This is a genomic window from Psychromarinibacter halotolerans, assembly GCF_029168315.1.
GTDB classification, from domain to species: domain Bacteria; phylum Pseudomonadota; class Alphaproteobacteria; order Rhodobacterales; family Rhodobacteraceae; genus Psychromarinibacter; species Psychromarinibacter halotolerans.
This window is the reverse complement of record NZ_JARGYD010000005.1, coordinates 146,606-173,153: the sequence shown is the minus strand read 5'-3', so window position 1 is coordinate 173,153 and position 26,548 is coordinate 146,606. Positions and strand designations below refer to the sequence as shown.

Below are 26,548 nucleotides of genomic sequence, written 5' to 3'. Positions count from 1 at the left end.
GGGGCATCAGGTGAAACAAACAGGACCGGGTCAAAGCCGCCCCTGAGGGTGGCTCGGGAACGCATCCCGTCCGCCGGGCTTCCACGGAAGGCCCCGCGACCCGAAGGCAGAGGCAAACGATGGCCGGACAGGCGCGAGTGACGGCGGTTCTGGGCCCGACCAACACCGGCAAGACCCATTACGCGATCGAACGGATGCTGGCGCATCGCACCGGCGTCATCGGCCTTCCGCTGCGCCTGTTGGCGCGCGAGGTCTACGACCGCATCGTCGCCCTGCGCGGACCATCGGTGGTCGCCCTTGTCACCGGCGAAGAGCGAATCGTCCCGGACCGGACCCAGTACTGGGTCTGCACGACCGAGGCGATGCCCGAGGGCCTGTTGGCCGATTTCGTCGCGCTGGACGAGATCCAGCTGTGCGCCGATCCGGAACGCGGCCACGTCTTCACCGACCGTCTGCTGCGCGCACGCGGCACGCACGAGACGCTGCTGCTGGGCGCCGACACCATGCGCGGCGCCATCGCGGCGCAGGTGCCGGGCGTGAACTTCATCCGGCGCGAACGGTTCTCGGACCTGACCTATATCGGTCAGAAAAAGATCAGCCGCATGCCGCGCCGGTCCGCCATCGTCGGGTTCTCTGTCGATCAGGTCTATGCGATCGCCGAGCTTTTGCGCCGCCAGAAGGGGGGCGCCGCCGTCGTGATGGGCGCGCTCAGCCCGCGCACCCGCAACGCGCAGGTGGCTTTGTATCAGAACGGGGACGTCGATTACCTTGTGGCGACCGACGCCATCGGGATGGGCCTGAACCTCGACATCGACCACGTCGCCTTTTCTTCGGTGTCCAAGTTTGACGGACGCCGGATGCGATACCTGATGCCGAACGAACTGGCGCAGATCGCGGGCCGTGCGGGCCGCTACACGCGGGACGGCACCTTCGGCGTGACCGGAGAGGCGCCGCCGCTGGACGAAGGTGTCGCCGAGGCGATCCAGAACCACCGGTTCGCGCCGATCCGTAAGCTGCAGTGGCGCAACTCTCGGCTGGACTTCGGCACGGCGGACCGCCTGATCGCCTCGCTCGAGGAACGCACAGAGGACGAGTGGCTGACCCGCGGCCGCGAGGCGGACGACCTGATGGCACTGAAGCTGCTGTCTTCTGTCGACGGCATTCGCGCCCGCACCACCGACCCCAAGTCGGTCAAGCTTCTGTGGGACGTCTGCCGCATCCCCGATTTTCGCGGCATCAGCCACGCCGAACACGCCGGCCTGCTAGAGAAGATTTTCGGCTATTTGCACGAGTTCGGCCGGGTGCCGGATGACTGGCTGTCGGCACAGGTCCGCCGTATCGACCGCACCGATGGCGAAATTGACGCCCTGTCCAAAAGACTGGCCTATATCCGTACTTGGACCTATGTGGCACAGCGGGCCGGTTGGCTCGATGACGAAAGCCATTGGCGCGGGGCGACCCGCGCGGTAGAAGACCGACTGTCGGACGCCCTGCACGAGCGGCTGACGCAAAGATTTGTGGACCGGCGCACCAGCGTATTGCTGCGGCGGCTCAAGCAGAAGGAGAGCCTTGTGGCCGAGGTGAACGACAAGGGCGAAGTGACCGTAGAGGACCAATTCATTGGCCGGCTTGAAGGATTCCGCTTCAGCCAGGACAAGGCAGCAAGCCCGGACGAGGCAAAGACGCTGCGGCAGGCATCCCTGCAGGCCCTCAAGCCCGAGTTCCACCTGCGCGCCGACCGGTTCTACAACTCGCCCGATACCGAGATCGACTTTACCGATCAGGGCGGGCTGATGTGGGGTGAACACGCGATCGGCAAGCTGGTCGCGGGATCCGAGCCCCTGAAGCCCGAGGTGCAGGCCTTCGTTGACGAAGAAGCCGGCCACGACGTGGCGCAGAAGGTGCAGCGCCGCCTTCAGCATTTCGTCGACCGCAAGATCGCGACCCTGTTCGAGCCGCTGTTGGCGATGTCCCGCGACGAGGCTCTGACCGGCCTTGCCCGTGGCTTCGCCTTCCGCATGGTCGAATCGATGGGCGTTCTGCCGCGTGACCAAGTCGCGCAGGACGTGAAAGAGCTGGATCAGGACGCCCGTGGCGCGCTGCGTAAGCACGGCATCCGGTTCGGCCAGTTCACCATTTTCATGCCGCTGCTTCTGAAGCCCGCTCCGACCCGCCTGCGGCTGGTGCTGTGGTCGCTGGCCCAGAACCTGCAGGAATTCCCCGAAAGCCCGCCGCCGGGCCTTGTGACGATCCCATCCGATGCCAGCGCGCCCGAAGCCTACCACACGATGGCCGGCTACCGGAAAGCGGGCGACCGCGCGATCCGCATCGACATGCTGGAACGGCTTGCCGACATGCTGCGGTCGGAAGACAGCCGTGGCGGGTTCGAAGCGACCGCCGACATGCTGTCGATCACCGGCATGACGCTGGACCAGTTCGCCGCGCTGATGGAAGGCCTTGGCTACAAGGCCGAGAAGGGTGAACGCCAGAAGGTGAAGCCGGTGACCGAGGTGGTGCCGGAAGCCGAAGGTGACGCTCCGTCCGAGGATGCGCCCGCAGACGACACCCCCGTGATGGACGTGGCCGATGCCGCGCCCGCAGGTGGCATCGTGGAAACACCCGAAGCCCCTGCCCCGGCCGAAGACCCCGCGCCCGCTGCCGAAGTCGAGGCTGTGGCCGACGAGGGGATCGCGCCCGTGGACGAGACCGCGGACAACGTGGCCAAGGTCGATGACGGCATTCCGCAGGCGCCCGAGGAAGAAACGCCGCAGGGCGTGGCGCCCGATGCCGATGTCGCCGGCCCCGAGATCGAGACCTTCTACACCTTCACTTGGGGCGGTTTCGGCCGTCGCCGCGAAGGTGGTGGTGCCGGCAACCGTGGCAACAAGGGCCAAGGCAAGCCGCGCGGTGGCAAGCCGAACACCGGCAAGGGCGGTGGCAAGGGCAAGCGCCCGAACAAGGGCGGCGGCAACCAAAGCCGCACCTACGAAGCGCGCCCGCCCAAGAAGGACAAGATCGACCCCGACAACCCCTTCGCCGCCGCGCTGATGGGGCTGAAGGACAAGCAGTAGCTTGACCGAGCCCCGCGCCACCATCCGTTTGGACAAGTGGTTATGGTACGCGCGTTTCTTCAAGACGCGCGGCCTTGCGGCAAAGACCGTCTCGGCCGGGCATGTCCGGGTCAACGCCGCGCGGGTGTCAAAGCCCGCGCAGGCGGTCGGCCCCGGCGACACCCTGACCTTCCCGCAGGCCAAGCGAATCCGTGTCGTGCGCATTCTTGCCCCCGGCACCCGGCGCGGCCCCGCGCCCGAAGCGCAGGCCCTCTACGAAGACCTGTCGCCCCCTGCCCCGCCCCCGGAAGACCGGCCCGCGCCGGCGCCGAAGTTCGAGGGTGGCGGCCGTCCGACCAAGAAAGACCGCCGCAAGTCAGACGAGATGCGCCAACACGGCCTTGAATGATCCGCCCCGGCGGGCTAGCACGGGCCGGAGCCAAGATCCGGACACTGCCCATGACCTACGTCGTCACCGACAACTGCATCGCCTGCAAGTACACCGATTGCGTGGAAGTCTGCCCCGTGGACTGTTTCTACGAGGGCGAGAATTTTCTGGTGATTCACCCTGACGAGTGCATCGACTGCGGCGTGTGCGAGCCCGAATGCCCGGCAGAGGCGATCCTGCCCGATACCGAGCCCGACACCGAGAAATGGGTCGAGTTCAACCGCAAGTACTCGGAAATCTGGCCGGTCATCATCACCAAGAAAGATCCGCTGCCCGATGCGGACGAACGGGATGGCGAATCCGGAAAGTTGGAAAAGTACTTCTCCGAGAAACCCGGAGAGGGTGGCTGACCCGCGATTCGTCGCTTTCGTGCGAATGACGTTACGTCGGGTTAACTGGATTAGGTAAATACGACGCCGTCAAGCTGCTGTTTTAGCGGCTTTTTCGGTGCTGACACTGGCATCAAGCTTCCAAAAGGGGCGATTTGATGCTATATAGACCCAATATCGACGCCGGAAACCCGAAGCCGTCCGCAGGGACCCGTTCCTGAGGTTGGCTTTTTTGGCGCCAAATTCCGGGCCCCGGGGGTGCCGGTGGCCCCGGGTAGCCCCGTCTCAGGTCCGTTCGGACCTTCGAGGAAGGACGCTGCATGACTAAGACCAAGAAAATGGAATTCCGCCCGAACGAATACGTGGTGTACCCGGCGCATGGCGTCGGCCAGATCGTGTCGATCGAAGAGCAAGAGATCGCCGGCATCAAGCTGGAGCTGTTCGTGATCTCTTTCGAGAAGGACAAGATGACCCTTCGCGTGCCGACCCACAAGGCGACCGAAGCGGGCCTGCGCTCGCTGTCGACGCCGGACATCGTGTCTCAGGCGATGAAGACGCTGAAGGGCAAGGCCAAGGTAAAGCGCGCCATGTGGTCGCGCCGGGCGCAGGAATACGAACAGAAGATCAACTCGGGCGATCTGATCGCGATTGCCGAGGTGGTGCGCGACCTGCACCGCACCGACGATCAGCGCGAGCAGTCCTATTCCGAGCGTCAGCTGTACGAAGCTGCGCTGGAACGCCTGACCCGCGAAGTCGCGGCCGTTTCTGGCGCTGACGAGACGTCGGCGCAGAAGCAGGTCGACGACGTGCTGGTCAGCCGCGCCGCCTGATTCCCGCGACAAGCCGGATTAGAACCGCTGCCTTCGGGCGGCGGTTTCTTTTTGCGCTGTCGGTCCTGATCAGGCCAGCGCCGCGAAGGCGCACAAGGCCACGACCTCGGACACCTGCTGGGTCGCCCCCAACACGTCTCCGGTCTGGCCACCGACCTTTGCCTGCGCCACCCGCGCCACGCCGAAAGCCGCAAGCGCCACGGCAAGCGCCACCCAGACGGCCCCCGACCCGGCCAGCAAAAGCGACACCCCCAACGTCACAAGCATCCCCGTCGCGGCAGCCGCCCGCCCCGGCCGTCCGACCGCCTGCGACAGGCCCACGCCCCGCGCGTTCGGCATCTCTTGCAACAGCACCGCCATCGGCGCGCGCGACAACATCGCCGCAGCCAGCAACGGCCCGATCCATGCGCCGCCCGCGATCAGCACCGCCACCGCCTGCCAGCGCAGTCCAAGCGACAACACCAGCGCGATGACGCCATAGCTGCCGATGCGGCTGTCCTTCATGATCTCTAGCCGCCGCTCGTTGGTGAACCCGCCCCAGAAGCCGTCTGCGACGTCGGCCAGCCCGTCTTCGTGCAAGGCGCCGGTCATCACGACCAGTGCCGCGATCAGAAGGCCCGCGCATAGCGTCACCGGCAGGCCGATCCAGCCCCCGATCCCCGCCAGCACAGCCGCCAGAAGCGCAACGGTCAGCCCCGCCAGCGGCCAGGCCCAGGCGGCCTCTGCGCCGCGGTGGGACGCACGACCCGGCAGCGGCAACCGCGTCAGCAGGCCCAGCGCGGCGATGACGTCACCGGCAATTCCGTCTGTTCTCTTCATGCCCTCCCGGATAGAGACAAGCTGCAGTTCCCGCAACGAGAGAGACATATGGCCGCCCACTGTCCCGCCGACCTGCCAGCCTTCCGCGCCGCGATGACCGACCTGCCCGGGCCCGATGCCACGGCCCGCGACGGCGCCTCCGCGCGCAACGCGCAGCTGACGAAACCCCCAGCGGCGCTGGGCCGGCTAGAGGACCTTGCGCAGTGGTATGCCGGTTGGCGCGGCGACGCACGGCCGATGATCGACCGCCCGCAGGTCATTGTCTTCGCTGGCAACCACGGCGTTGCGGCCCGCGGCGTGTCCGCCTTCCCGGCCGAGGTCACGGTGCAGATGGTCGCAAACTTCCGCGCCGGCGGCGCCGCGATCAACCAACTGGCCGACTGCTTCGGCGCCACGATCGACATCCATGCCCTTTCGCTGGACACACCGACCGCCGATTTCACCACCGCCCCCGCGATGACAGAGGCCGAGCTGCTGGAGGCGCTGCAGACCGGGTGGTCGGCGCTTGATCCGCAGGCCGACCTGCTGGTCGTGGGCGAAATGGGCATCGCCAACACCACCGTGGCCGCGGCGCTGGCCGCCGGGCTTTACGGCGGCACCGGTGCCGACTGGGTGGGCCGGGGCACTGGCGTCGACGATGCCGGGCTGGCGCTGAAGGCGCAGGTGGTGGACGAGGCGCTTGCGCTGCACCGGGACGCCCTGTCCGACCCCGTCGAATGCCTGCGCCGCCTTGGCGGGCGCGAACTGGCGGCGATGACCGGCGCGATTCTGGCGGCCCGCCATTTCGGTGTGCCGGTTCTTCTGGATGGCTTCCCCTGCTGCGCCGCCGCGGCCGTGCTTCACCGGATGGCGCCCGGCGGACTGGATCACTGCGCCGCGGGCCACCGGTCGGCCGAGGCCGCGCACGGGCGGCTTCTGGACCAGTTCGCAATGGAACCGCTGCTGTCGCTGGGCCTGCGACTTGGCGAGGGAAGCGGCGCCGCGCTGGCGATCGGGGTGCTGAAAGGCGCCGTCGCGTGCCACTCTGGCATGGCGACCTTCGCGGAAGCGGGCGTGTCGGACGGCGACGCGCCCTAGTCGTCCTTTCGCTTCTCGTTCTCAGCGAACTGTTTCAGCAGCGCGGATTCCAGTTCCGCGTTCAGCTCTTGCGTGCGCGCCACGTAATCGGGGTTCTGGTCGACCGGCACGCCGGGTTTCCAGACCTCGGCCAGCGCGCGGACGGCGGCGCGGTCGTACCGGAAATAGGTCCGCTCCATCTCGGACGCCTCGAAGTTGGTCAGCCCCATGTTTTCCAGCACATAGCGCCCCGCACGCAGGCTGGAATCGAACATCTCGCGGACGATGTCGTTCGCCCCGGCGCGGTACAGCTGGTAAACATGCACCCGGTCGCGCGCGCGGGCGACGATGTGCAGGTCCGGCCGTTCCCGCCGGGCGAAGGCCACCAGCCGGGTGACATCGTCGCGCCCGTCCATCGCCACGACCAGCACCCGTGCCTCTTTCAGGCCTGCGGCGCGCAGAACGTCGGGGCGGGTCGGGTCGCCGAAGAACCCCTTGTAGCCGAATTTTCGCATCAGCTGGATGGTGGCAAGGTTGTTGTCCAGCACCGTGGTTCGGAACCCCGCCATCTGCACCATCCGGTTCACCGCTTGCCCGAACCGGCCCATGCCCGCGATGATGATCGGGCCCTCGGATCCGACCTCGTCCGGGGTCGGCTGGTCCTCGACCTCGCGGCCACGCCGCGACAGGTAGTCCTGCGCGAGGAAGAACAGCGGCGTAAGCAGCATGGACAGCGCGATGACCATCAGCAGGTTCTGCGAGGTCTGCGGCGCCAGCACGCCCTGCTGGGCGGAAAACGACAACAGGACAAAGCCGAATTCGCCGGCCTGCGCCAGCCCAAGGGTAAACAGCCACTGGTCGCGGGTCTTCAGCCGGAACATCCGGCCCAGTCCGAACAGGACAAGGCCCTTCACGGCCATCACCGCAAGGGTCAGGCCGATCAGCATGAAGGGCTGCCCCAGCACAAGCCCGATGTCGATGCCCGCGCCGACGGTGATGAAAAACAGCCCAAGCAACATGCCCTTGAACGGCTCGATGCTGGATTCAAGCTCGTGCCGCAGTTCCGAGTTCGCAAGCACGACGCCCGCCAGGAAGGACCCAAGCGCCGGCGACAGGCCGACCAGCGTCATCAGGAAGGCGACGCCGACCACGATCAGAAGGGCGAAGGCGGTATAAAGTTCGCCAAGCCGGGTGGCGTGGACAAAGTGGAACAGCGGGCGGATCAGGTAGACGCCGATCAGGATCACCGCCGCGATCACCGCCAAGGTCACCAGCGTCGCGCCCCAGCCGGGCAGACCCGCGACCAGCGACAGCGTGGCCTCGTGCCCGTTCTCCGCAGCGGCATGGGCGGCCGCGTCATGCGGTCGGCTGACGGACCCGTCGGGGTTGAATACCGTGCGCGCCTCTCCCTGCAGCAGCGGCAGGAAGATCAGCATGGGGATCACCGCGATGTCTTGACTAAGCAGGACCGAGAAGGCCGAACGCCCGCCCGCCGTGCGCATCAGCCCCTTCTCGGTCAGCGTCTGAAGGACGATGGCGGTCGAGGACAGCGCGAAGATCATGCCGATCGCCAGTGCGGCAGCGGGGGGCTGCCCCAGCAGCATCGCGCCGCCCGCGATCAGCAGCATGGTCAGCACGATCTGAGATACGCCCAGCCCGATCAGCTTGGTGCGCATGTCCCACAGGGCGCGCGGCTCCAGTTCCAGCCCGATCAGGAACAGCATCATCACGACGCCGAACTCGGCAAAGTGCTGCAGGTCGGCATTCGCGCCCACCAGACCCAAAATCGGGCCGATCAGCAGACCCGCCAGAAGATAACCAAGAACGGACCCAAGCCCCAGCCGTGCGGCGATCGGCACCGCGATCACGGTCGTTGCCAGGTAGATCGTGGCCTGGAACAGAAAGGTATCCATCAGCGGGAATCACTTATGCGGCAAAAGTCAGGGGCTTCGCGCAAAGTTATACCAGCCAGTTCGCGGGGTGACAGGGCGGGACGCCGGTTAGCGGCCCGACAGACCGGCCGAGCCGCAGACGCCTGTCTGGAAATGCGGCAGGCTGCCGCCCGGACGGGCCGTCGCGCGGCACGGCGACGTCAGCTTAGATCAATTCAGCAACGACCGGATCGTGCCGCTCAGTTCCTCGATCCGGGCAAGGTTGGCGCGGATGCGCTGCTGGATGCCGTTCAGTTCCCCGATGATGTCTGTCAGGCTTTCGCGCCCCTCTGTCAGGCGGGCGCCTTCGATCTTGCACATGACGCGGGTCGTCGACAGGCCAAGGATGTGACGGTTCATCTTCTTGCAGGCGTCGAGGATGCGATAGGTCTCGTCCGAGACCTGATCCTGACCCTGGCGCGACAGGCGCTGGTATTCGGACACAAGCTGCGTGAGATAGCCGCGTTCCTCTTCCAGATCGACGCTGCCCAACTGACGGCGTTCCTTGTCCAACTGCCGCGAGCATTCGCGCAGGATCCGCGTCATGCATTCGATGAACATGCTCTGGCCGACCGTGCCGCCGATCTTTGCGAAGTTGCTGTTTTCACCCACGACGTGGGTTTCGAACCAGCTGGACATCTCGCGCGACATGCCGCCGTAGTTCGTCGACAGGGTCGAGATGGGGCCGCCGTTGGGTTCCAGCCGCGAGGCGATGACGCGCATGTTGTGGGGAATGATCTCGGTCATCTCGAACTCGCGCACAAGCTTCTCGGTCTCTTCCTTGAGACCGGCGGCTGCCTTGCGCATCTTCCTGAAGCCCGCGATGTGTTCGTCAACCGGCATGTCCAGACCGGCGTCGCGCGCCAGCAGTTCCTCGCTCAGCGCATGGGCGGCAAAGGACGGATAATCCTCGAACCCCATAGCCACGATTTTCTCTACCATCCACTTCGCGCTGTCCTCGGGGCTTAGCCCGTCTTTCTGCTCCATCAGCCGGGCTTCGGCGTACAGCTTTTCGATGGTTTCCAGCATCGGGCTGGTCGGCTTGATCCGGGCCGACAGATAGCCGCCGGCGCAGGGCATCGCCACGGCGAACACCCAGTAATGCAGCCCATCGCGCGCGCGGTTCTTGACGTAGGCGCCAATCGTCTCGCCGCGTTTAAGGGTGTCCCAGAACAGCCAGAACAGGCCCTTCGGGGAATCCGGGTGGCGGATCATCTTGTGCGGGGCGCCCAGCATGTCCGACCAGTCGTAATCGGCCACGCGTCGGAACACGTAGTTGCCGGCCTGGATCACCCCGCGCGAGTCGGTTCGGGAAAAGAACACCTCGTTCAGGTGGAACGGAGCCTCGCCACTGGATGGTCGCGCCTCTCGGCGTCGCTCGACGAAACTTGACGGTTCCGCATCCGCAGCGTCGTGGCCGGCTTCCAGCAGATCGTCGTCTTGCGTGTCATCAAGGCTCATAAAGTGCGCTCCGGACATGGGCGGGCATTGGCCGCGGGGGTCTAAGCCTCCATACCCCTGCAGTCCTTTCGTTTGCCTTAACCCGTCACGTCGGCAGCGGCGCATCCGCCTTGAACTGGTCCATCACGATCTGGCTTTGCACCCGCGCCACCGCTGGATGCGGCAGAAGAACCTGATGGATCAGGACGTTAAGCCCCGCAAGATCGGCGCAGTAGACGCGCAGCAGGTAATCCGCCTCGCCCGTGAGGGTCCACGCGCTGACGATTTCCGGCCGATTGCCGACGATTCGGGTGAAGCCTTTGACCTTCTCGGGCTCGTGCGTGGCCATCTGAACCTGCACGAAGGCCTGCACCGCCAGCCCCAGCCGCGCCGCGTCCAGCCGCGCCGAATAACGTTCGATGAAGCCCGCCTGCTCCAGCCGTTGCCGTCGCCGCCCCGCCTGACTGGCCGACAGGTTCAACTGCGCGCCCAGCGCCTCGGCCGTCAGCGTCGCGTCCTTTTGCAGCGCCGCCAGCAGGCGCTTGTCCGTGTCGTCGATATCCATGCGGAAATCATGCATCAACTCCGTATCTTTCGTCAATTTCCCGCACCAACCTCGATAAGACCCCCCCACTTCGCGCAAACACCCCGCGTGTTCGGTGTCACACTGCGTTCAAACGGAAAACCAAGGAGACCACCGATGGGACCCTTCCCGCATGACGCCCCGAAATCCGAAATCACGCCGGAAAACCCTGCCGGGACCGACGGCTTCGAATTCGTGGAATTCGCGCACCCCGAGCCCGAGCAGCTGCGAGAGCTGTTCGCCCGCATGGGCTATGCCCACGTTGCGACCCACAAGACCAAGGCGATCGAGCTTTGGCAGCAGGGCGACATCACCTATGTGCTGAACGATGAACCGGGCAGCCACGCCCGCGACTTCGTCGAGGAACATGGCCCCTGCGCCCCGTCGATGGCGTGGCGGGTGGTCGACGCGCAGCACGCCTTCGACCACGCGGTCGCCAAGGGCGCCACACCCTACGAGGGCGAGGGCAAGACGATGGACGTGCCTGCGATCAAAGGCATTGGCGGGTCGCTGATCTATTTCATCGAGGACTACTACGAATCCTCGCCCTACAACGGCGAATTCGATTGGATCGCCCAGTCGAAGCCTAAGGGGGTCGGGTTCTTCTACCTCGATCACCTGACGCACAACGTGTTCAAGGGCAACATGGACACGTGGTTTCGCTTTTACGGCGACCTGTTCAATTTCCGCGAGATCCGGTTCTTCGACATTCAGGGCAAGTACACTGGCCTGTTCAGCCGCGCGCTGACCTCGCCCTGCGGCCGCATCCGCATCCCGATCAACGAGGACCGAGGCGAGACCGGGCAGATCGTGTCGTACCTGAAAAAGTACAACGGCGAGGGCATTCAGCACATCGCCGTGGGCAGCGACGATATCTATGCCTCGACCGATGCCATCGCCGAGAAGGGCGTGAAGTTCATGCCGGGGCCGCCGGACGCCTATTACGATATGTCGAAGGACCGTGTCGCAGGCCATGACGAGCCCATCGACCGGATGAAGAAGCACGGCATCCTGATCGACGGCGAAGGCGTGGTCGACGGCGGCGAAACGAAGATCCTGCTTCAGATTTTCTCGAAAACGGTGATTGGGCCGATCTTCTTCGAGTTCATCCAGCGCAAGGGCGACGACGGCTTTGGCGAGGGGAACTTCAAGGCCCTGTTCGAGTCGATCGAACAAGAACAGATCGACAGCGGCGAGTTGAACACCGCCGCTGAATAAGCCGGCCAGTCCGGCAGGGAGAGAGCTCCGGTAAGGAGAGCGGGGGCGGTTCCGAAAGGGCCGCCCCCGAACCGTATCCGGGGCGGCCTATCCGGGTTTAACCGCTGGGCATGTCCAGCGTGATCGTCCGGCCACCCTTGGTATAGACAAGCTGGCCATCCCCGATCGCGGCGACGCGGCCGCCGTCGACCGTATCGCCGACCTGCACCTTCACATAGCGACCCGACGACAGCCGAACGAGGGCACGGCGGTTGCTGGCAGAGCCGTAGACGCCGATCAGGTTCACCCGGTTCAGGCGCAGCGCGTTCTCGTCGGTCGCCGTGGCGGCGACGCTTGCGCTGGTCGGGATCTCGGGCGCCCGCACCGGGGCGTTGACGACAGGGGTGGGATCGGGCTGCGCCGTCTCAGCGGCCGGAGGCGGCGGAGCGTTGGCGGCTTCTTCCAAGGCCGCCTGAACGATCGACGCGAAACCGGCGGGCCGGGTCGACGGGGTCAACGAGGCGTCCACCGCAAGTTCGGTCGCCCCGTCGAACGTGGTCTCGACCGCGGCGGTCTCGGCGTCCGGCTCGGCCTCGGCATCCGGGGCTTCAAGCAGAGCGGCAGCAAGCGACGGACTTTGCACGTTGTCAGTGGCCTCGCCGTCCGGCGTGGTGTCGGCCGACGCGACTTCGGTACCGGGCCGCAACGGCGGAATGACATCGGCGAAGTCGATCAGCGGGTCGGGGGCCGCTTCGTCCGCGGCGGGGTCATCGGACGGGGCCGGCCCCTCATCGGCGGCTGTCTCGAGGTCCAGAACGACCTCTTCCGCGGCCTCTGCCACCTCTTCCGCGGCCGCCACTTCGGCGGCGGTCTCTTCAGACGCGACCTCTTCAGATACGGGGGCATCGTCCGGACGCAGCGACGGACGAACCTCGGCCAGTTCTTCACGGGTCAGCCCGCCGAATTGCGCGCGTTCGTCGACCTCGGCCAGATCGTCTTCGGACAGCAGCCCCGCAAGGGCGTCGTCCTCGTCCGGGGCAAGCGCCGCAATCTCGGCTTCAAGCTCGGCGTCCTGCGCGTCGGCGGCAGGCTCGTCCAGCAGCGTCTCCTCTTCCGGCGGCTCGGTGCCCGGGCGCACCGGCGGCACCACCGGCGGCGTGCCACGGATCACCAGCGTGCCTTGCGGCGAGATCGCCCCCTCTTCGGTGGCGCGCACAAGGCCGCGTTCGTCAAGGTCGAACTCGGTCACCAGCGGGAAGGGCGGCAGGCCGACGACCGGCGCCGTATCGGATCCGGTCAGGTCCTCTTCGGTTGGCAGCGCGCGCGGCGACGGGTCGGCCAGCGCGACATCAGAGGACGACAGCACCGTCCCGTCCAGCCGGTCGATGCCGGGGCTTTCGATGGCCGGCGGAGCCAGAACGGAAATGCCGGTCCGTTCATAGATCGCATCGGCCTCGGCCTGCGAGGGTGCCGGCACGCGACCGGGCGCAGGGGCCGAGACTTCGGCCTGCGGCGCGTCTTCGGCGACGGGCGGTTCCTCGAGGCGCACGATTTCCAGCGTGCCGGGGGCATCGCCGCCGCTGGCGGGCGCGGCGCTGTCGTCGGCGGGTTCCGCCGACCCGTCTGGCTGCGACGGGGCGATGGTCGCGATGTCGGGCGCCGGACCGTCGTCAAGCTCCGGGCCGCGCGGCATGTCGCTTAGCGCAGGCGGCGGGGCCACGGCGGCCATGTCGATGTCGGGTGTGTCCACGACGGGGCCCGGTTCTTCGACCAGCTCGGGCGTTTCGCCCGACGTCTCGGCCGAGGCCGGCGCATCGTCCGGCGCGGGCTGCGCGTCGGTCGACAGTGCCGCGATCTCTTCGGACCCATCCGGCACCGAGGGGGCAACGGGCGCGGCCTGCTCGGGCTCGGGCTGAAGGTCGGTGACCTCGATTCCGGGCAGCGGCACGGACGGTTCCGCCGCCTCGGGCGTCGGCCTTACTTCTGGTTCGGGGGTTGTTTCCGGGGCGGCATCGACGATGGCGTCGGATTCTGCCGGCGGCGTGGTGGTCAGCGCCTCGGGAAGGATGACCGGTGCGGGTTCTTCGACCTCGGCAATCTCGGGGTCGCCGCCCAGACCGAACCAGCCAGAGGCCACGTCGTTCATCACATAGGTCGACCACAGCACGACCACGCCAAGCACCACCAGCAGGGCAACCGCGATCGCCGCGCCAAGGAACTTCGGACGCGCGCGCGGCGGCGTCTGGCCCCGTGCGCCGAACACGGTCATCGCGTCGGCCTCGCTCGACCGGCCCGAACGCGGCGGCGTCGGAGGCACCGGGACCGGCCCGCGTGCCGAGGGCTTGGCCGGCGGCATACCGGACGGCAGCGGCTTCGGAAGCGCGGACGGGCCGCGTTTCAGAGGCGCACTGGTCGGCAGAGGCTGGCGCAACGCGGCGGCCATATCCTCGACCTCGGCCTTCTTTTGCTCTTTCGGCCGCCCCATGCGCATCAGCGTCTCGGCCAGCTTGCTTCCGCGCGGCTTCTTCGCATCGTCGGTCGCCGCCGCTCCGGGCGCCAGCGCGGCAGCCAGAACGGGGTCGGTCTTCGGGGCAAGCTCTGGCGCGGTGGGGTCGACGTTTGCCGAGCGTTCCGCGGCGGTGTCGCCCTTCGCCGTACCGCCGCCAGACGACGTCGGAAGCACCGTATCCCACGCATCGGCGGTCGCGCCGTCACCCTTCGTGGTCGCATCGTCCTGCAGCGCCGTCGTCGGGCGCGTCACCGCCGGGTTGGCGGGCGAATGCACCGGCGCGCTGCGCGCGCTTGGCAGCGGCGGCAGATCGTCGATGACCGGCCCTTTCGCGACCGGCGCCGCGTCCGCTTCCGCCTCGGGTTGGGGTGCGACGGGCGGCAGCGCCTCGCCGTTCACCCGCGCGGTCGGGCGCGCGCGGCGAGACGTGAAAGAAAACGGCGAGGTATTCGGTTCGTCGCCATCACCGTCCGGCAGCGACAACAGCGCGGCGGCAAGATCGCCTGCCGACTGTTCTTCCGGTCTTCTGCGAGGCGACGGGGTTTCTTCGGAAGAGTCGGCCTTGCCGCCTTCGGGAAGGCTGCCGAACAGTTCCGCGACGTGATCGAGAAGCCGGTCGTCCGATGCGGGCAGCGTCTGCTGCGGCGCCGCGTCGTCGTCATCGGTCTGCGGCGTCACCTCGGCGGCGGTGTCCTTGGGCGCGACAGCCGACGGCTCGGGCGTGGTGTCCGCCGCTTTGGGCTCTTCGGACTCTGCCACAGACTTCGCGGCGGGCTTTGCTTCGGGCGCCGGTTCGGCAGGCGTTTCCGGTACCTCGCCCAGACGGCCAAGCACATGAATTCGCTTCTTGTCCGGCTCGACCGACTCGCCGCCGTTCAGAACGCGCTCGGCGTGGCGGGTCGGGCCGAAGAACGGCTCGCCGTCGAATTCCGAGGGGCTGGGCATTGCGACGAAGGACATCGGGTTGAACCGGTACTGCGTCGCGAAGGTCTCTGCCTCCAGCAGCGTTTCCCGGGCGACCACGGCGACCTGCGCCTTGCCCTTCTTCATACGCCAGTCGAAGTTCAGGTCGCGCACGTCATACGGCGTCACCCCGACCAAAGCTTCGCGGATCTGCGACTGGCGGTCCGCCTTGGTCGGACCCGGCGCATCGACTTCCAGATACAGGACCTGTGAATTCGGAATAACAAGCTTGGTGCTAAGACCGGCAGCCTCGAGGTCGGTCGCCGTACGCCGCAGCACGACCAGTTCGTCAACCAGATCGGGCGCGTCCAGCGACACGTCCCCAACATTCAGCCATCCTGCCTGTGCGCGGTGGAGTAGGCTGATGCCGTCATGGGTAAGGTTCAGGGCGAAACTGGGTTTCATGCTTCAGTCTATAATATGTCGGGGGAGCGCATGGGAGTCGCGCTCCCTTTCGGGGGGTTATGTATAGCAACAAACCGCCGAGTGGAAGTAAAACACCCGGGCTGGGCCTTGTCCGCAGGCGATGCAAAGCGCAGTTTCCCGATCAATTTGACGGGAGTACTTCCACAATGCGAACCTTCTCTGCCGCACCGTTGCTTGCCGTGGCCGCCCTGTGCCTCGCGCTGCCGCTGGCCGCGCCCACGGCCGCGCAAGAGGCCGCCGCCAATCGCCTGACCGTGACCGGCACCGGCATGGTATCCGGGATTCCCGATCTGGCCGTGCTGACCCTTGGCGTGACAAGCCGTGGCGACACCGCCGCGCAGGCGATGGACGCGACCAGCGTCGCCACCGCCGATGTCCTTGCCCTGCTGGCCGAAACGGGTGTCGCGGACACCGACATGCAGACCTCGGACCTGTCGCTGTCGCCGGTCTGGTCGAACCGCAACAGCGTGTCGGGAGGCGGCGACGAGATTACCGGTTTCCGGGCCTCGAACACCGTCACCGTCCGAATCCGCGACCTTGACGGCATGGGAGAGGTACTGGACGCCGCCATCAACGCCGGTGCCAACGAGTTCCGCGAACTGCGCTTTGCGCTGCAAAACCCCGCCCCCGCGCTGGACGAAGCCCGGCGGCTTGCCGTGGCCGACGCCCGCGCACGGGCCGAGACATACGCCGATGCGGCGGGCCTTGTTCTGGGCGACGTGCTGGAACTGACCGAATCGGGTGGTGGTGGCGGACCGATCATGATGCGCGAGGCCGCCATCGCCTCTGCCGTACCGATCGCGGCGGGAGAGGTCGACACGACCGCAAGCGTGACCATCGTGTTCGAAATTTCGGGCCCCTGACCCACGGGGCCCGCGCGGCCCGAAACACACGCGGCGGCGCGGCATCCTGACCGCGCCCCGCCTCCTGTGGTCCGACCCTGTCAGATCTCGATCCGCTGGAAGCTGTCGCGCAGCGCCTGGCTCCAGGCGTTCGACATCGCAAGAAATCCCTCGTCCTGCGCTTCGATCCGGCGGTACGTGCTGACCTTGCAGGCGTCCTTTTCGATCACCGCAAGATCCAGCGGCATCCCCACCGACAGGTTCGACCGAAGCGTCGAGTCCATGCTTAGTAGCACGGCCTTCTGCGCGTCGCCCAGCGTGGTTTCAGGCCGCACGACCCGGTCAAGGATCGGCTTGCCATACTTGTGCTCGCCGATTTGCAGGAACGGGGTGTCCGCCGTCGCCTCGATGAAGTTGCCTTCGGGATAGATCAGGAACAGGCGCATCTCGCCGCCCTTGCGCTGACCGGCGACCAGCATACTGGCCTTTGCGCCATCGGCGTGCTGGGTCATGCGGGACGAAATGTCCTTGCTGACCTCGGCCAGCGTATCGCCCACGATGGACGCGACCTGCAGGATCGTCTCGGCCGTCATGATCGACGGCGGCGCGTCCGGGGACCGGTCCTGCGCCGCTTCTTCAAGCCGCGCGAGCGTGGTTTGCGTAACGCTCAGGGACCCGGCGGTCAGGATCACGACGACCCGTTCGTCCGGCTCTTCGAAGGTGAACATCTTCCGGTAGGTCGAAATATTGTCCAGTCCGGCATTGGTGCGCGTGTCAGACAGCAGCACCATGCCGGCATCCAGAAGCAGCCCTACGCAATAGGTCATGACAGACGCCCGATTTCCACATCCCCGCTGCGACCGCGCATCTGCAACCGCACCCTATTGCTGCACTTGGCCGACGCTCACTTCGACGTCAAGATGCTCTGTCGTCTCACCATGCGCCACGCCACGGATCGGCGCCGCGTCCAGCGCGTCGAACCCGGACCCAAGACGGATGTAACGGGCATCCGGACAGCATTCGTTCGCGGCGTCGAAGCCGACCCAGCCAAGCCCTTTAAGGTACAGCTCTGCCCATGCGTGGCTGGCCTCGGCCATCTCGTCTCCGGCCTCGGAATAAAGATAGCCCGCAACATAGCGCGCCGGAATCCCGACCGAAATCGCAGCCGCGATCAGGACATGCGCGTGGTCCTGGCATACGCCATAGCCCAGCTCCAGCGCCTCGGTCGCGGATGTGCTGGCGTCGGTCTCGCCCGGACGATATTCGATCATCTTGGACACTTCGCGCGACAGACCGTGCGCAAGATCCAGCGGCGTCTTCTCGGCCTCGGCCACGCCCTCGGCCATGCGGCGGATCGCCTTGCTGGGCATGGTGGCGCGGGTGTCGCGCAGATAGACCGACGGATGCACCTTCTCGGCATGGCCGGTCAGCACCCCGTTCAGGTCCTGCGTCTCGACCAGACCCTCGACAAGGATCGTCACGCCAGCCACCGCGCGCCGGAGCGTCACAGTCTGAATCCAGTCCCCGGCCCCGTCCCGGAACCCGGCGCCGGTCTCGGCATCCTCGACCGTCACCGCCCAGTTCAGGACGCGCTGGTTCTCGCAGTCGGCAGGAAACAGGCGGTGACTTTGCACAACGCCCCGGATCGGTTCGGCGAACGTATAATGCGTCCGGTGCGAAACGGTCAGCCTCATGCCACCCTCCCCGTCAGATAGCTTGCATGGATCGCGCCAGCCAGCCCGTTGATCTCTTCGATGATCCGGGTGAGGAACTCGTGCAGGCCCTCTTGGAACACGTCGTCGACCCGCGCCTCTGCCAGTTCTCCCATCATGCCGCGCGCCACCTGCTGCGCGTCAGTTGCGCGGTGATAGGCGCGCGCCAGAAAGTCGAGGCTGTCGTTGATCTCGGACACACAGGACAGAAGCGAGCGGGCGCACTGCATGTTCAGGATCAGGAAGTCCGCGATTTTGTGGGCCGTGACGTCACCACCATAGGCAAAGCCGAAGGCACGGTACGAACTCAGCGCACGCAGCAGCGTCGACCACTGATAGTTGTCGATCCCGGTGCCGACATAGCTTACCTCGGGCAGCAGCACATAGTACTTCACATCCAGGAACCGCGCCGTGTTGTCGGCCCGTTCCAGCGCGTAGCCGGTTTTCATGAAGTGAAAGCCATCGTTGCGCAGCATGGAGACAGAGGCGGCGCCCCGCACTAGCGCGGCCGTGCGCATCGTCCACTCGGTCAGGTCGGCCAAAGGCAGTTGGCTGCGCTCGGTCCGCTGCATCTCGCGGATTTCCTGAAACGCGGTGTTCAGCGCGTCCCACACCTGCCCGGTGATCGCGGTCCGCACGATCCGGCCGTTTTCGCGCGCGGCAGTGATGCAGGACAGGATCGAGGACGGGTTGTCCTTGTCGAAGAACATGTGGCTTTCGACGTTGCGCTGGACCGGGTCGCCGTACTTTTCCTTGAAGGCCGGCAAGGTGCCGCTGGCTTCAAGGATCGATTCCCATTCGTTGCGGTATCCGCCGCCGATATTGGGAAGCAGCGCGTTGCGCGCACCCACGTCCAGAAGCCGCGCCGATGCCTCGGCACGCTCCATGTAACGCCCGATCCAGAAAAGGTTTTCCGCCGTCCGGCTTAGCATGGGAAGGGCTCCGAATTGGTCGTCATCAGGTCAAGAAGAACACGCGCGCCCCAAAGCGCAACACGCTCCCCTCCCCCTTCCGGGGGGAGGGCTAGGGAGGGGGGGAGAACCACGAAGGAGGTCGCAGCCCGCATCATTCCGCCAGCACCCACGTGTCCTTCACCCCGCCACCTTGGCTGGAGTTCACGACAAGCGACCCCTCGGTCAGCGCCACGCGCGTCAGGCCGCCCGGCACCAGTTCGATGTCCTCGCCGACAAGGCAATAGGGCCGCAGGTCGACGTGGCGGGGTGCGACACCTTCTTCCACGAAGGTCGGGCAGGTCGACAGCGCCAGCGTCGGCTGCGCGATATAGTTGTCGGGGTCGGCCTCGATCTTGGCGCGGAACGCCTCGATCTGCGCCTCGGTCGATTTCGGCCCCACCAGCATCCCGTAACCGCCGGACCCGTGCACTTCCTTGACCACCAGTTCCTTGAGGTTTTCCAGCACGTACTTGCACTCGTCCGCCTTGCCGCACTGCCACGTGGGCACGTTTTGCAGGATCGGCTCTTCGCCAAGGTAGAACCGCACCATTTCCGGCACGAAGGTATAGATCGCCTTGTCGTCCGCCACACCGGCCCCGGGCGCCGAGCAGATCGACACGCCGCCCGACCGGTACACGTTCATCAGGCCGGGGATGCCCAGCATCGAATCCGGTCGGAAACACAGCGGATCAAGGAAGGCGTCGTCGATCCGGCGATAGATCACGTCCACCTTCTGCGGGCCTTCGGTGGTCTTCATCCAGACGAAATCGCCATCGACGAACAGGTCCTGCCCCTCGACCAGTTCCATCCCCATCGTGTCGGCAAGGAAGGTGTGTTCGTAATAGGCGCTGTTGAAATGGCCCGGCGTCAGGATCACGCAGCGCGGCTCGCCGTCGCATTTCTTCGGCGCGACGCTGGCCAGCGTGCGCTTCAGCGCGCGGCCATACCCATCGACCGGTGCGATGCGGTTCTGCTGAAACAGCTGCGGGAACATGCGCATCATGATCTCGCGGTTTTCCAGCATGTAGGACACGCCCGACGGCGTCCGGCAGTTGTCTTCCAGCACGTAGAACTCGTCCGGGCCCACCCGGACAAGGTCGATGCCGACGATGTGGCTGTACACGCCCTTGGGCGGCACGATGCCGACAACGGCCTTCTCGTAGGCCTCGTTGGTATAGACCAGCCGCGCCGGGATCTTGCCCGCCCGCACGATCTCGCCCCGGCCATAGACATCGGCGAGAAAGGCGTTCAGCGCCCGCGCCCGCTGTTTGATGCCGCGTTCCAGCTTGCGCCACTCGTCGGCGGAAAAGACGCGCGGAAACATGTCGAACGGGATCAGACGATCCGGATCGCCGCCTTCGCCGTAAACAGCGAACGTGATGCCGATGCGCCGAAACAGGCTTTCCGCTTCGTGCTGTTTAAGCGACCGAAGCTCGGCCGGCATCTCGTTGACCCAGTCTTGGATACCGGCATAGGGGCCGCGAACGGCGCCCCCGGTTTCCATCTCATTGAAATAGCGTGGTTCAGCGGCCTTGCTCATGGCTTTACCTTCCCAATCCCTCGCACGATGCGCAAGGGGGCGCGTCGTGGCCGTGGTTGCGGCCGCGCTGATCGTCCTGTCCGGCGGGATCTTCGGAAAAGCGCAGCCTGTCCCCTTTCTTTCTGACATACCGTCCCCCGGCGAACTGTCCACAGGAAAGCCGCAACCGGCTGCTGCGAAGCGGTTTTTGGTTTACGGGTGTCCCGTTTTCCCGGCACTCGCCGTGGCGACGGCCCGCGCTATCATCGCTTCATGGCCGTGCTGACCTTTACCCCAAGCGGGATCTACTGCCCCGCTGGCGACTTCTATGTCGATCCGTGGCGCCCCGTGGACCGGGCGCTGATCACGCACGGCCATTCGGACCACGCCCGCCCCGGCCACGCCCGCTATCTGTCGACAGAGGCGGCGGCGCCCGTCATCCGCCACCGGCTGGGCGACATCACGCTGGACACGATCCGGTACGCCGAGACGCGGACCATCGGCGACGCCACCGTGTCCTTTCATCCTGCGGGACATGTTCCGGGCTCGGCGCAGATCCGCATCGAGGTGGATGGCGAGGTCTGGGTCGTCTCAGGCGACTACAAGACCGAACCCGACGGCCTGTGCGAACCGTTCGAGCCGGTCCGGTGCCACGCCTTCATCACCGAATGCACCTTCGGGCTGCCCGTCTTCACTTGGGCGCCGCAGGCCGAGACGGAAGACGAGATCAACCGCTGGTGGGCCGCGACCGTCGCCGATGGACGCACGCCGGTGCTGGCGGCCTATGCGCTGGGAAAAGCACAGCGCATCCTTGCCGGGCTCGATACCTCGATCGGGCCGATCCTGACCCACGGCGCGGTGGAAAACGTAAACGAGGTGTTGCGAGCCCAAGGCCTGTCCCTGCCCGACACGATCCGCGTGACGCCGGACATGACCCCCAAGGACCACCCCGGCGCGCTGGTGCTGTCCACGCCCTCGGGGCTGGGCACGCCGTGGCTGCGCCGGTTCGGCACAGTGTCGACGGCGTTCGCCTCGGGCTGGATGCGGCTGCGCGGCGTGCGCCGGCGGCGGGCGGCGGATCGGGGCTTCGTGATGTCGGACCATGCCGACTGGGACGGGCTGAACGCCGCCATCCGCGAGACGGGCGCCGAGCGGGTGTTCGTCACCCACGGTTACACGTCGGTGTTCCGCCGCTGGCTGGAGGAACAGGGGTACGACGCGGCGGTGGTCGAGACAGAGTTCGAGGGGGAAAGCCTGGACCGCGCCGAGGAGGAAGAGGCGTGAAGACCGTACTGATCATCGAAACGCCCGCCCGGCGCGCCCCTCGTCTCTGCGTGGCATCCCGCCCATGAAACGCTTCGCCGCCCTCTTCACCCGGCTCGACCAGACGACGCGCACCACCGCGAAGGTCGACGCGCTGGCGGATTACTTCTCGGAGGCCCCCGAAGACGACCGGTTGTGGACCGTCGCGCTGCTGTCGGGGCGACGTCCCAAGCGCGCGGTGAATGTCACAATACTGCGAGAATGGGCGGCGGAGTCCGCAAAAATCCCGCTCTGGTTGTTCGAAGAGTCCTATCCGATCGTGGGCGACCTGGCCGAGACGATTGCCCTTGTCCTGCCGCCCAACCGGCACCAGTCGGACCATTCCCTGACCCACTGGATCACCGAGATCCGCCGCCTTCCTACACTGGAAGAACCCGAGCGCAAAGCCCTTGTGCGCGATGCGTGGGACCGGCTGGACGCGACCGAGCGGTTCTTGTTCAACAAGCTGCTGACCGGCGGCTTCCGCGTCGGCGTGTCGGCCAAGCTGATGACCCGCGCGCTGTCGAAGGCCACCGGCATCGACGAACCCGACCTCGCGCTGAGGTTGATGGGCGACTGGACGCCGGACAGCACCACGTACCGCCGCCTTGTGCTGGAACCCGACCCTGACGAGGATCTGTCCCGCCCCTATCCGTTCTTCCTTGCCTACCAGCTTGAGGACGCGCCAGCAGAGCTTGGCCCGGTCACCGACTGGCTGGCCGAGCACAAGTGGGACGGCATCCGGGGTCAGCTTGTGCTGCGGGGGGGACAGCATCACGTCTGGTCGCGCGGCGAGGAACTGATGACCGACCGCTTTCCCGAGCTTGCCGCCGCGCGCGACTTCGTGCCCGAGGGCACCGTGATCGACGGCGAGATCCTTGCGTGGCAGGACGACGCCCCCCTGCCCTTCGCGCGGCTGCAAAAGCGCATCGGTCGCAAGACCGTGCCAAAGAAGCTGCTGGCCGAGGCACCAGTGATCCTGAAGGCATATGACCTGCTGGAATGGCAGGGCGAAGATATCCGCGCGCGTTCGCTGGCCGACAGGCGCGCCCTGTTGGAAACCCTTGTTCAGGACCTTCCCGCCGACGCCCCGATCCGGCTGTCGCCCCGCATCGACGTGCCCGACTGGCAGGCGATGGCCGCGACCCGCGAAGGCTCGCGCGAGATCGGCGCCGAGGGGCTGATGCTGAAACGCCTGTCTTCGGCCTATCAGGTCGGGCGCAAAAAGGGCGACTGGTGGAAATGGAAGGTCGATCCGCTGTCGATCGACGCGGTGATGATCTACGCGCAGCAGGGCCACGGTCGCCGCGCCAACCTGTTCACCGATTTCACCTTCGCGGTCTGGGACGGCAACCAGTTGGTGCCCTTCACCAAGGCCTATTCCGGGCTGACCGATGCCGAGTTCCGCCGCATCACCGCGTGGGTCCGCAAGAACACGCTGGAACGCTATGGACCGGTGCGCGCGGTCAAACCGCACCACGTCTTTGAGATCCATTTCGAAGGCATACAGGAAAGCCCACGCCACAAATCCGGCGTCGCCCTGCGCTTTCCGCGCATGTCGCGCTGGCGCGAGGACAAGCCGGTGAACGAGGCGAACACGCTCGACGACCTGAAAGAGATGCTGGCGGCCTACGGCTGAGGTGCGATCAGTCGCTCAGGGCCGCCAGCAACGACCCGATATCCGCCTCGCGCAGGCAGACCGGGTTGATCGACAGGACGTCGGGGCGGAACGGATCGGTTCCAAGGTGCACCGGCAGCGGACGCGCCCTTAGGTCCGCGTCACGGGCCCGCGCCGACGCCGCATCCGGGAAAGCCATTTCCACGACCGGGATGCGGTCCGTATCCCCGGCATGGGCGATGGTGGCCCCGTCCAGCGCCTCCGCCACCCGTTCGCACACGGCCAGCCACCGCGCGTGGCGGTCCGCATCCGTTTCCGACAGAAAGCAGTCCAGCGCCGCCAGAAGCCCCGCGATTTCGTGCTTGCCCAGCTTGGCCGACCGCCCCACCCCGTGGCGCGGCAGCCCGGCATAGCGGGCCATGTCGATAAACCCAGCGGGCGGCGCGAAGTCGGCCGGGTGCACGTCAAGATCAAGACATTGCAACGCCGCCGAGGCGATCAGGTCGCGCCGTCCGGCCAAAAGCCCGGTTCCCGCCGGACCGCCCAGAACCTTGCCGCCCGAGAAAGCTACAAGGTCCGCGCCGTCCGAGATGAAGCGGCGCAGGTTGGCGGCGGGGGGCAGTTCTGCCGCAGCGTCGACGATCACAGGAACCCCCTGCGCATGCGCCACGTCCACCACGGCGGGCAGCAGGTCATAGGTCGCGCGGGTGGCGGTGAAATAGACGGCGGCCGTCTCCGGCCCCAGCGCCGCCGCGACCTCCCACGGTTCGACATCACGGCGCCCCGCCTCGGCGGTGGGGTCGGGCAGACCGACCTCGACCAAAGTCGCCCCGGCCACGCGCGCGGCATGGTCGTAACTGTTGCGATGCGACCGGGCGACCACGATCTCGGTGGGCCCCCGCCCTCCGGGCAATGCGTTCATCCGGGCGACGTCGTCGCGCGCAAGGCAGGCGGCAGCGGCCAGCAGCAACCCGGCGGACGCGCCCGCCGTGGCCAGCCCGCTGTCCGCCCCCGTCGCCGCCGCGATCTTCGCACCCGCATAGGCGTGGAACGCGACCATATCGACCGACACCGCATCGGCCGCCGCCATCGCATCCGCCACACCAGGCGCGAAGGGCGCACCTGACAGGCGGGTCAGCGTGCCAGCGGCGTTGATGATATGGCCGGGAAGGGTCATCCCACCGGCATCCGGAAATCGTTGCCCTCGGGCAGGATCTGCCCGCCGTCGACCACGATGGTCGTGCCGGTGATGAATTCCGCTTCTTCCGAGGCAAGGAACAGAGCCGCCGCCGCGATGTCGGCCGGGGTGCCCATCCGGCCCACGGGGATGGCGCTTTCCATGTCCTTGATGAACTCGGCCGAGCGGTGCGCCTTCATCCCCTCTGTCAGGATGTTGCCCGGCTCGATCCCGTTCACGGTCACGCCGTAGCCCGCGAACTCGATCGCGGCGGACCGGATGAAGCCGTTGATCCCCGCCTTCGACGCCGAATAGTGCCCGTGCCCCGGCGAAGTCACGCGCGGCCCGGTGATGGACGAGGTCAGCACGATCCGCCCGTAGCCTTGCGTTTTCATGTGCTTCACCGCCGCCTTCGTCGCCAGAAAGCAACCGCCAAGGTTCACGCCAAGCACCTTGTGCCATTCCTCGGCGCTGGTGTCCTCGATCAGGGTCCACGGGTAGATCCCCGCGTTCTGCACCAGGATGTCGATCTTGCCGAACCGGTCCACGACCTCGGCCACGGCGGCGTCGGCCTCGGCGCCGTCGGACACGTCGGTGCGGCGGTAGAAGCCGCCCAGTTCGGCGGCCAGCGCCTTGCCCTCGGCATCCTCAAGGTCGGCGATCGCCACCTGCGCCCCCTCGGCCGCGAACCGCGTGGCGATGCCGCCACCGATCCCGCGTGCGCCGCCGATCACAAGCGCGGCGCGTCCCTCCAACCTGCCCGTCATAGCAGCTTCTCCCTCAGTCGCAGTTTCAGCGTGTCCAGCAATACGGCGGCCAGCACCAGAAGGCCAAGGATCACCTGCGTCCAGTGCGCTGGCAGCCGCATCAGGTTGATCGCGGTGTGGATCGAGTAGATCAACAAAACCCCGGCATAGACCCCCGGCAGCTTGCCGATGCCTCCCTTCAGAGACACGCCCCCGATGACCACCGCCGCGAAGGCGTTGAACAGCATCCCCGTGCCAAGGTTCGCCGTGGCGCCGGACGTCCGGATCGCCAGCAGCCAGCCAGCCAGTCCGGCAAGCGCGCCCGCGATCACGAAGGACATCCACAGGATCTTGTTCGCCGGAATACCGGCACGATAGGTCGCGACCTCGTTGCCGCCGACCAGCGTGATGTACCGCCCGAACGGCGTCTTCGCCATCACCAGCGCGAAGATCACGAAGCACAGCACCGCGAACCACGCCAACAGCGGCACCCCAAGCAGGCGCTCGATGCCCAGCACCCGGATCTCCGGAGCCAGCGACTGCGCCGACCGACCGCCCGAGATCGCGACGACAAGGCCGCGCACCCAGATGAACGAGGCAAGAGTGACGATGAAGGCCGACATGCCGACCTTGATCACGAAAAATCCGTTTATGAACCCGATCACCACGCCGACCGCCACGGCGATCAGCATCGACACCGGGATCGCGATGATCGACGGGCCCACGGTCAGGCCCATCCCGATGCCGGACGAGGCGAACAGCAGGCCGGTGATCATCGCGGCCAGCGCGGCGGTGGATTCCACCGACAGGTCGAGGTTGCCGGAGATGATCACGATGGCAAGGCCGATGGCCATCACGCCGACATAGGTCGACTGTTCAAGGATGTTGGCGAATATCCCGAACTGGAAATAGCGGGGAACTGTCAGCGAGAAGATCACCAGAACGGCGATCAGCATCAGCCAGACGAGGTTGTCGAGCAGGAACTCGAGCGTGCGACGTCGCGCGGGTGTCATCGCGTGCGGCCTTTCGGGTCAGGAAGCGTGCAGGAAGGAAGGCGCCGGACCCCGGAAGGGGCCGCGGCCCGGCGCCAGTGCCGTC

At 66.5% G+C, this 26,548-nt stretch carries 21 protein-coding genes; 9 read left to right on the top strand and 12 right to left on the bottom strand.

Annotated features, from left to right (window positions below; all coding sequences use genetic code 11):
• The first annotated feature begins 119 nt into the window (after positions 1-119).
• The 4 genes from P1K30_RS14535 (at position 120) to P1K30_RS14520 (ending at position 4,657) form a co-directional block, all read left to right on the top strand.
• Positions 120-3,071 carry a helicase-related protein gene (locus P1K30_RS14535; RefSeq protein ID WP_275633480.1) on the top strand — a complete coding sequence of 984 codons (2,952 nt, stop codon included), beginning with the start codon at positions 120-122 and terminating at the stop codon, positions 3,069-3,071.
• Between the two features lies 1 nt (position 3,072).
• Positions 3,073-3,459, top strand: a complete 387-nt coding sequence (locus P1K30_RS14530; protein WP_275633479.1) for an RNA-binding S4 domain-containing protein — start codon at positions 3,073-3,075, stop codon at positions 3,457-3,459.
• 50 nt (positions 3,460-3,509) lie between these two features.
• Positions 3,510-3,848 (top strand): ferredoxin FdxA, encoded by a 339-nt coding sequence (gene fdxA, locus P1K30_RS14525; RefSeq protein ID WP_275633478.1) that lies wholly within the window; start codon positions 3,510-3,512, stop codon positions 3,846-3,848.
• Positions 3,849-4,147: 299 nt separating this feature from the next.
• Positions 4,148-4,657 carry a CarD family transcriptional regulator gene (locus P1K30_RS14520; RefSeq protein ID WP_275633477.1) on the top strand — a complete coding sequence of 170 codons (510 nt, stop codon included), beginning with the start codon at positions 4,148-4,150 and terminating at the stop codon, positions 4,655-4,657.
• Between the two features lie 69 nt (positions 4,658-4,726).
• Here P1K30_RS14520 and cobS read toward each other — a convergent pair whose 3' ends face one another.
• Positions 4,727-5,476 carry an adenosylcobinamide-GDP ribazoletransferase gene (gene cobS / locus P1K30_RS14515; RefSeq protein ID WP_275633476.1) on the bottom strand — a complete coding sequence of 250 codons (750 nt, stop codon included), beginning with the start codon at positions 5,474-5,476 and terminating at the stop codon, positions 4,727-4,729.
• A gap of 48 nt (positions 5,477-5,524) precedes the next feature.
• Between cobS and cobT the strand changes: the two genes are divergently transcribed.
• Positions 5,525-6,553 carry a nicotinate-nucleotide--dimethylbenzimidazole phosphoribosyltransferase gene (gene cobT / locus P1K30_RS14510; RefSeq protein WP_275633475.1) on the top strand — a complete coding sequence of 343 codons (1,029 nt, stop codon included), beginning with the start codon at positions 5,525-5,527 and terminating at the stop codon, positions 6,551-6,553.
• On the opposite strand, the gene P1K30_RS14505 is transcribed toward cobT, so the two are convergent.
• The 3 genes from P1K30_RS14505 to P1K30_RS14495 form a co-directional block, all read right to left on the bottom strand.
• On the bottom strand, positions 6,550-8,445 hold the full coding sequence (locus P1K30_RS14505) for a cation:proton antiporter domain-containing protein (RefSeq protein WP_275633474.1): 1,896 nt from the start codon (positions 8,443-8,445) through the stop codon (positions 6,550-6,552). The genes cobT and P1K30_RS14505 overlap by 4 nt on opposite strands.
• Positions 8,446-8,634: 189 nt before the next feature.
• Positions 8,635-9,924 carry a PAS domain-containing protein gene (locus P1K30_RS14500; RefSeq protein WP_275633473.1) on the bottom strand — a complete coding sequence of 430 codons (1,290 nt, stop codon included), beginning with the start codon at positions 9,922-9,924 and terminating at the stop codon, positions 8,635-8,637.
• Between the two features lie 85 nt (positions 9,925-10,009).
• A complete protein-coding gene (locus P1K30_RS14495) occupies positions 10,010-10,468 on the bottom strand; it encodes an Lrp/AsnC family transcriptional regulator (RefSeq protein ID WP_275633472.1) in 459 nt (152 codons plus the stop codon).
• A gap of 135 nt (positions 10,469-10,603) precedes the next feature.
• Between P1K30_RS14495 and hppD the strand changes: the two genes are divergently transcribed.
• Positions 10,604-11,704, top strand: a complete 1,101-nt coding sequence (gene hppD / locus P1K30_RS14490) for a 4-hydroxyphenylpyruvate dioxygenase (RefSeq protein ID WP_275633471.1) — start codon at positions 10,604-10,606, stop codon at positions 11,702-11,704.
• Positions 11,705-11,801: 97 nt separating this feature from the next.
• Here hppD and P1K30_RS14485 read toward each other — a convergent pair whose 3' ends face one another.
• On the bottom strand, positions 11,802-15,560 hold the full coding sequence (locus tag P1K30_RS14485) for a hypothetical protein (protein ID WP_275633470.1): 3,759 nt from the start codon (positions 15,558-15,560) through the stop codon (positions 11,802-11,804).
• Between the two features lie 167 nt (positions 15,561-15,727).
• Between P1K30_RS14485 and P1K30_RS14480 the strand changes: the two genes are divergently transcribed.
• A complete protein-coding gene (locus P1K30_RS14480; RefSeq protein ID WP_275633469.1) occupies positions 15,728-16,444 on the top strand; it encodes an SIMPL domain-containing protein in 717 nt (238 codons plus the stop codon).
• Positions 16,445-16,524: 80 nt separating this feature from the next.
• Here P1K30_RS14480 and P1K30_RS14475 read toward each other — a convergent pair whose 3' ends face one another.
• The 4 genes from P1K30_RS14475 to P1K30_RS14460 all read right to left on the bottom strand — a co-directional run bounded on the left by P1K30_RS14475 (position 16,525) and on the right by P1K30_RS14460 (position 20,628).
• Complete coding sequence (locus P1K30_RS14475) at positions 16,525-17,250, bottom strand: proteasome-type protease (RefSeq protein WP_275633468.1); 726 nt, start codon at positions 17,248-17,250, stop codon at positions 16,525-16,527.
• Positions 17,251-17,304: 54 nt separating this feature from the next.
• Complete coding sequence (locus P1K30_RS14470; protein WP_275633467.1) at positions 17,305-18,117, bottom strand: transglutaminase family protein; 813 nt, start codon at positions 18,115-18,117, stop codon at positions 17,305-17,307.
• The gene (locus tag P1K30_RS14465; RefSeq protein ID WP_275633466.1) at positions 18,114-19,067 is read right to left on the bottom strand and encodes an alpha-E domain-containing protein; all 954 of its coding nucleotides are present in this window, start codon (positions 19,065-19,067) and stop codon (positions 18,114-18,116) included. The genes P1K30_RS14470 and P1K30_RS14465 overlap by 4 nt, the downstream gene beginning before the upstream one ends.
• A 133-nt stretch (positions 19,068-19,200) precedes the next feature.
• Positions 19,201-20,628: a circularly permuted type 2 ATP-grasp protein gene (locus P1K30_RS14460; RefSeq protein WP_275633465.1), complete on the bottom strand. Its 1,428-nt coding sequence runs from the start codon at positions 20,626-20,628 to the stop codon at positions 19,201-19,203.
• A gap of 252 nt (positions 20,629-20,880) precedes the next feature.
• On the opposite strand from P1K30_RS14460, the gene P1K30_RS14455 reads away from it, so the two are divergent.
• Both P1K30_RS14455 and P1K30_RS14450 read left to right on the top strand, forming a co-directional pair.
• Positions 20,881-21,891 (top strand): ligase-associated DNA damage response exonuclease, encoded by a 1,011-nt coding sequence (locus P1K30_RS14455; RefSeq protein WP_275633464.1) that lies wholly within the window; start codon positions 20,881-20,883, stop codon positions 21,889-21,891.
• A 64-nt stretch (positions 21,892-21,955) separates the two neighbouring features.
• A complete protein-coding gene (locus P1K30_RS14450; protein ID WP_275633463.1) occupies positions 21,956-23,548 on the top strand; it encodes an ATP-dependent DNA ligase in 1,593 nt (530 codons plus the stop codon).
• 7 nt (positions 23,549-23,555) lie between these two features.
• Here P1K30_RS14450 and P1K30_RS14445 read toward each other — a convergent pair whose 3' ends face one another.
• From P1K30_RS14445 to P1K30_RS14435, 3 genes are read right to left on the bottom strand one after another with little or no spacing between them, the layout of a single operon-like run.
• Entirely contained in the window at positions 23,556-24,704 is a 1,149-nt protein-coding gene (locus P1K30_RS14445) for an aminotransferase class V-fold PLP-dependent enzyme (RefSeq protein WP_275633462.1), read from the bottom strand.
• Entirely contained in the window at positions 24,701-25,471 is a 771-nt protein-coding gene (locus P1K30_RS14440; RefSeq protein ID WP_275633461.1) for an SDR family oxidoreductase, read from the bottom strand. Before P1K30_RS14440 ends, P1K30_RS14445 begins: the two co-directional genes overlap by 4 nt.
• Positions 25,468-26,463, bottom strand: a complete 996-nt coding sequence (locus tag P1K30_RS14435; RefSeq protein ID WP_275633460.1) for an ABC transporter permease — start codon at positions 26,461-26,463, stop codon at positions 25,468-25,470. The genes P1K30_RS14440 and P1K30_RS14435 overlap by 4 nt, the downstream gene beginning before the upstream one ends.
• Between the last annotated feature and the right edge of the window lie 85 nt (positions 26,464-26,548).

Coding starts and splice junctions, on each gene's coding strand:
- P1K30_RS14535 (WP_275633480.1), top strand. CDS start 120: ATGGCCGGACAGGCGCGAGTGACGGCGGTTCTGGGCCCGACCAACACC.
- fdxA (WP_275633478.1), top strand. CDS start 3,510: ATGACCTACGTCGTCACCGACAACTGCATCGCCTGCAAGTACACCGAT.
- P1K30_RS14520 (WP_275633477.1), top strand. CDS start 4,148: ATGACTAAGACCAAGAAAATGGAATTCCGCCCGAACGAATACGTGGTG.
- cobS (WP_275633476.1), bottom strand. CDS start 5,476: ATGAAGAGAACAGACGGAATTGCCGGTGACGTCATCGCCGCGCTGGGC.
- cobT (WP_275633475.1), top strand. CDS start 5,525: ATGGCCGCCCACTGTCCCGCCGACCTGCCAGCCTTCCGCGCCGCGATG.
- P1K30_RS14505 (WP_275633474.1), bottom strand. CDS start 8,445: ATGGATACCTTTCTGTTCCAGGCCACGATCTACCTGGCAACGACCGTG.
- P1K30_RS14500 (WP_275633473.1), bottom strand. CDS start 9,924: ATGAGCCTTGATGACACGCAAGACGACGATCTGCTGGAAGCCGGCCAC.
- P1K30_RS14495 (WP_275633472.1), bottom strand. CDS start 10,468: ATGGATATCGACGACACGGACAAGCGCCTGCTGGCGGCGCTGCAAAAG.
- hppD (WP_275633471.1), top strand. CDS start 10,604: ATGGGACCCTTCCCGCATGACGCCCCGAAATCCGAAATCACGCCGGAA.
- P1K30_RS14485 (WP_275633470.1), bottom strand. CDS start 15,560: ATGAAACCCAGTTTCGCCCTGAACCTTACCCATGACGGCATCAGCCTA.
- P1K30_RS14480 (WP_275633469.1), top strand. CDS start 15,728: ATGCGAACCTTCTCTGCCGCACCGTTGCTTGCCGTGGCCGCCCTGTGC.
- P1K30_RS14475 (WP_275633468.1), bottom strand. CDS start 17,250: ATGACCTATTGCGTAGGGCTGCTTCTGGATGCCGGCATGGTGCTGCTG.
- P1K30_RS14470 (WP_275633467.1), bottom strand. CDS start 18,117: ATGAGGCTGACCGTTTCGCACCGGACGCATTATACGTTCGCCGAACCG.
- P1K30_RS14465 (WP_275633466.1), bottom strand. CDS start 19,067: ATGCTAAGCCGGACGGCGGAAAACCTTTTCTGGATCGGGCGTTACATG.
- P1K30_RS14460 (WP_275633465.1), bottom strand. CDS start 20,628: ATGAGCAAGGCCGCTGAACCACGCTATTTCAATGAGATGGAAACCGGG.
- P1K30_RS14455 (WP_275633464.1), top strand. CDS start 20,881: ATGGCCGTGCTGACCTTTACCCCAAGCGGGATCTACTGCCCCGCTGGC.
- P1K30_RS14450 (WP_275633463.1), top strand. CDS start 21,956: ATGAAACGCTTCGCCGCCCTCTTCACCCGGCTCGACCAGACGACGCGC.
- P1K30_RS14445 (WP_275633462.1), bottom strand. CDS start 24,704: ATGACCCTTCCCGGCCATATCATCAACGCCGCTGGCACGCTGACCCGC.
- P1K30_RS14440 (WP_275633461.1), bottom strand. CDS start 25,471: ATGACGGGCAGGTTGGAGGGACGCGCCGCGCTTGTGATCGGCGGCGCA.
- P1K30_RS14435 (WP_275633460.1), bottom strand. CDS start 26,463: ATGACACCCGCGCGACGTCGCACGCTCGAGTTCCTGCTCGACAACCTC.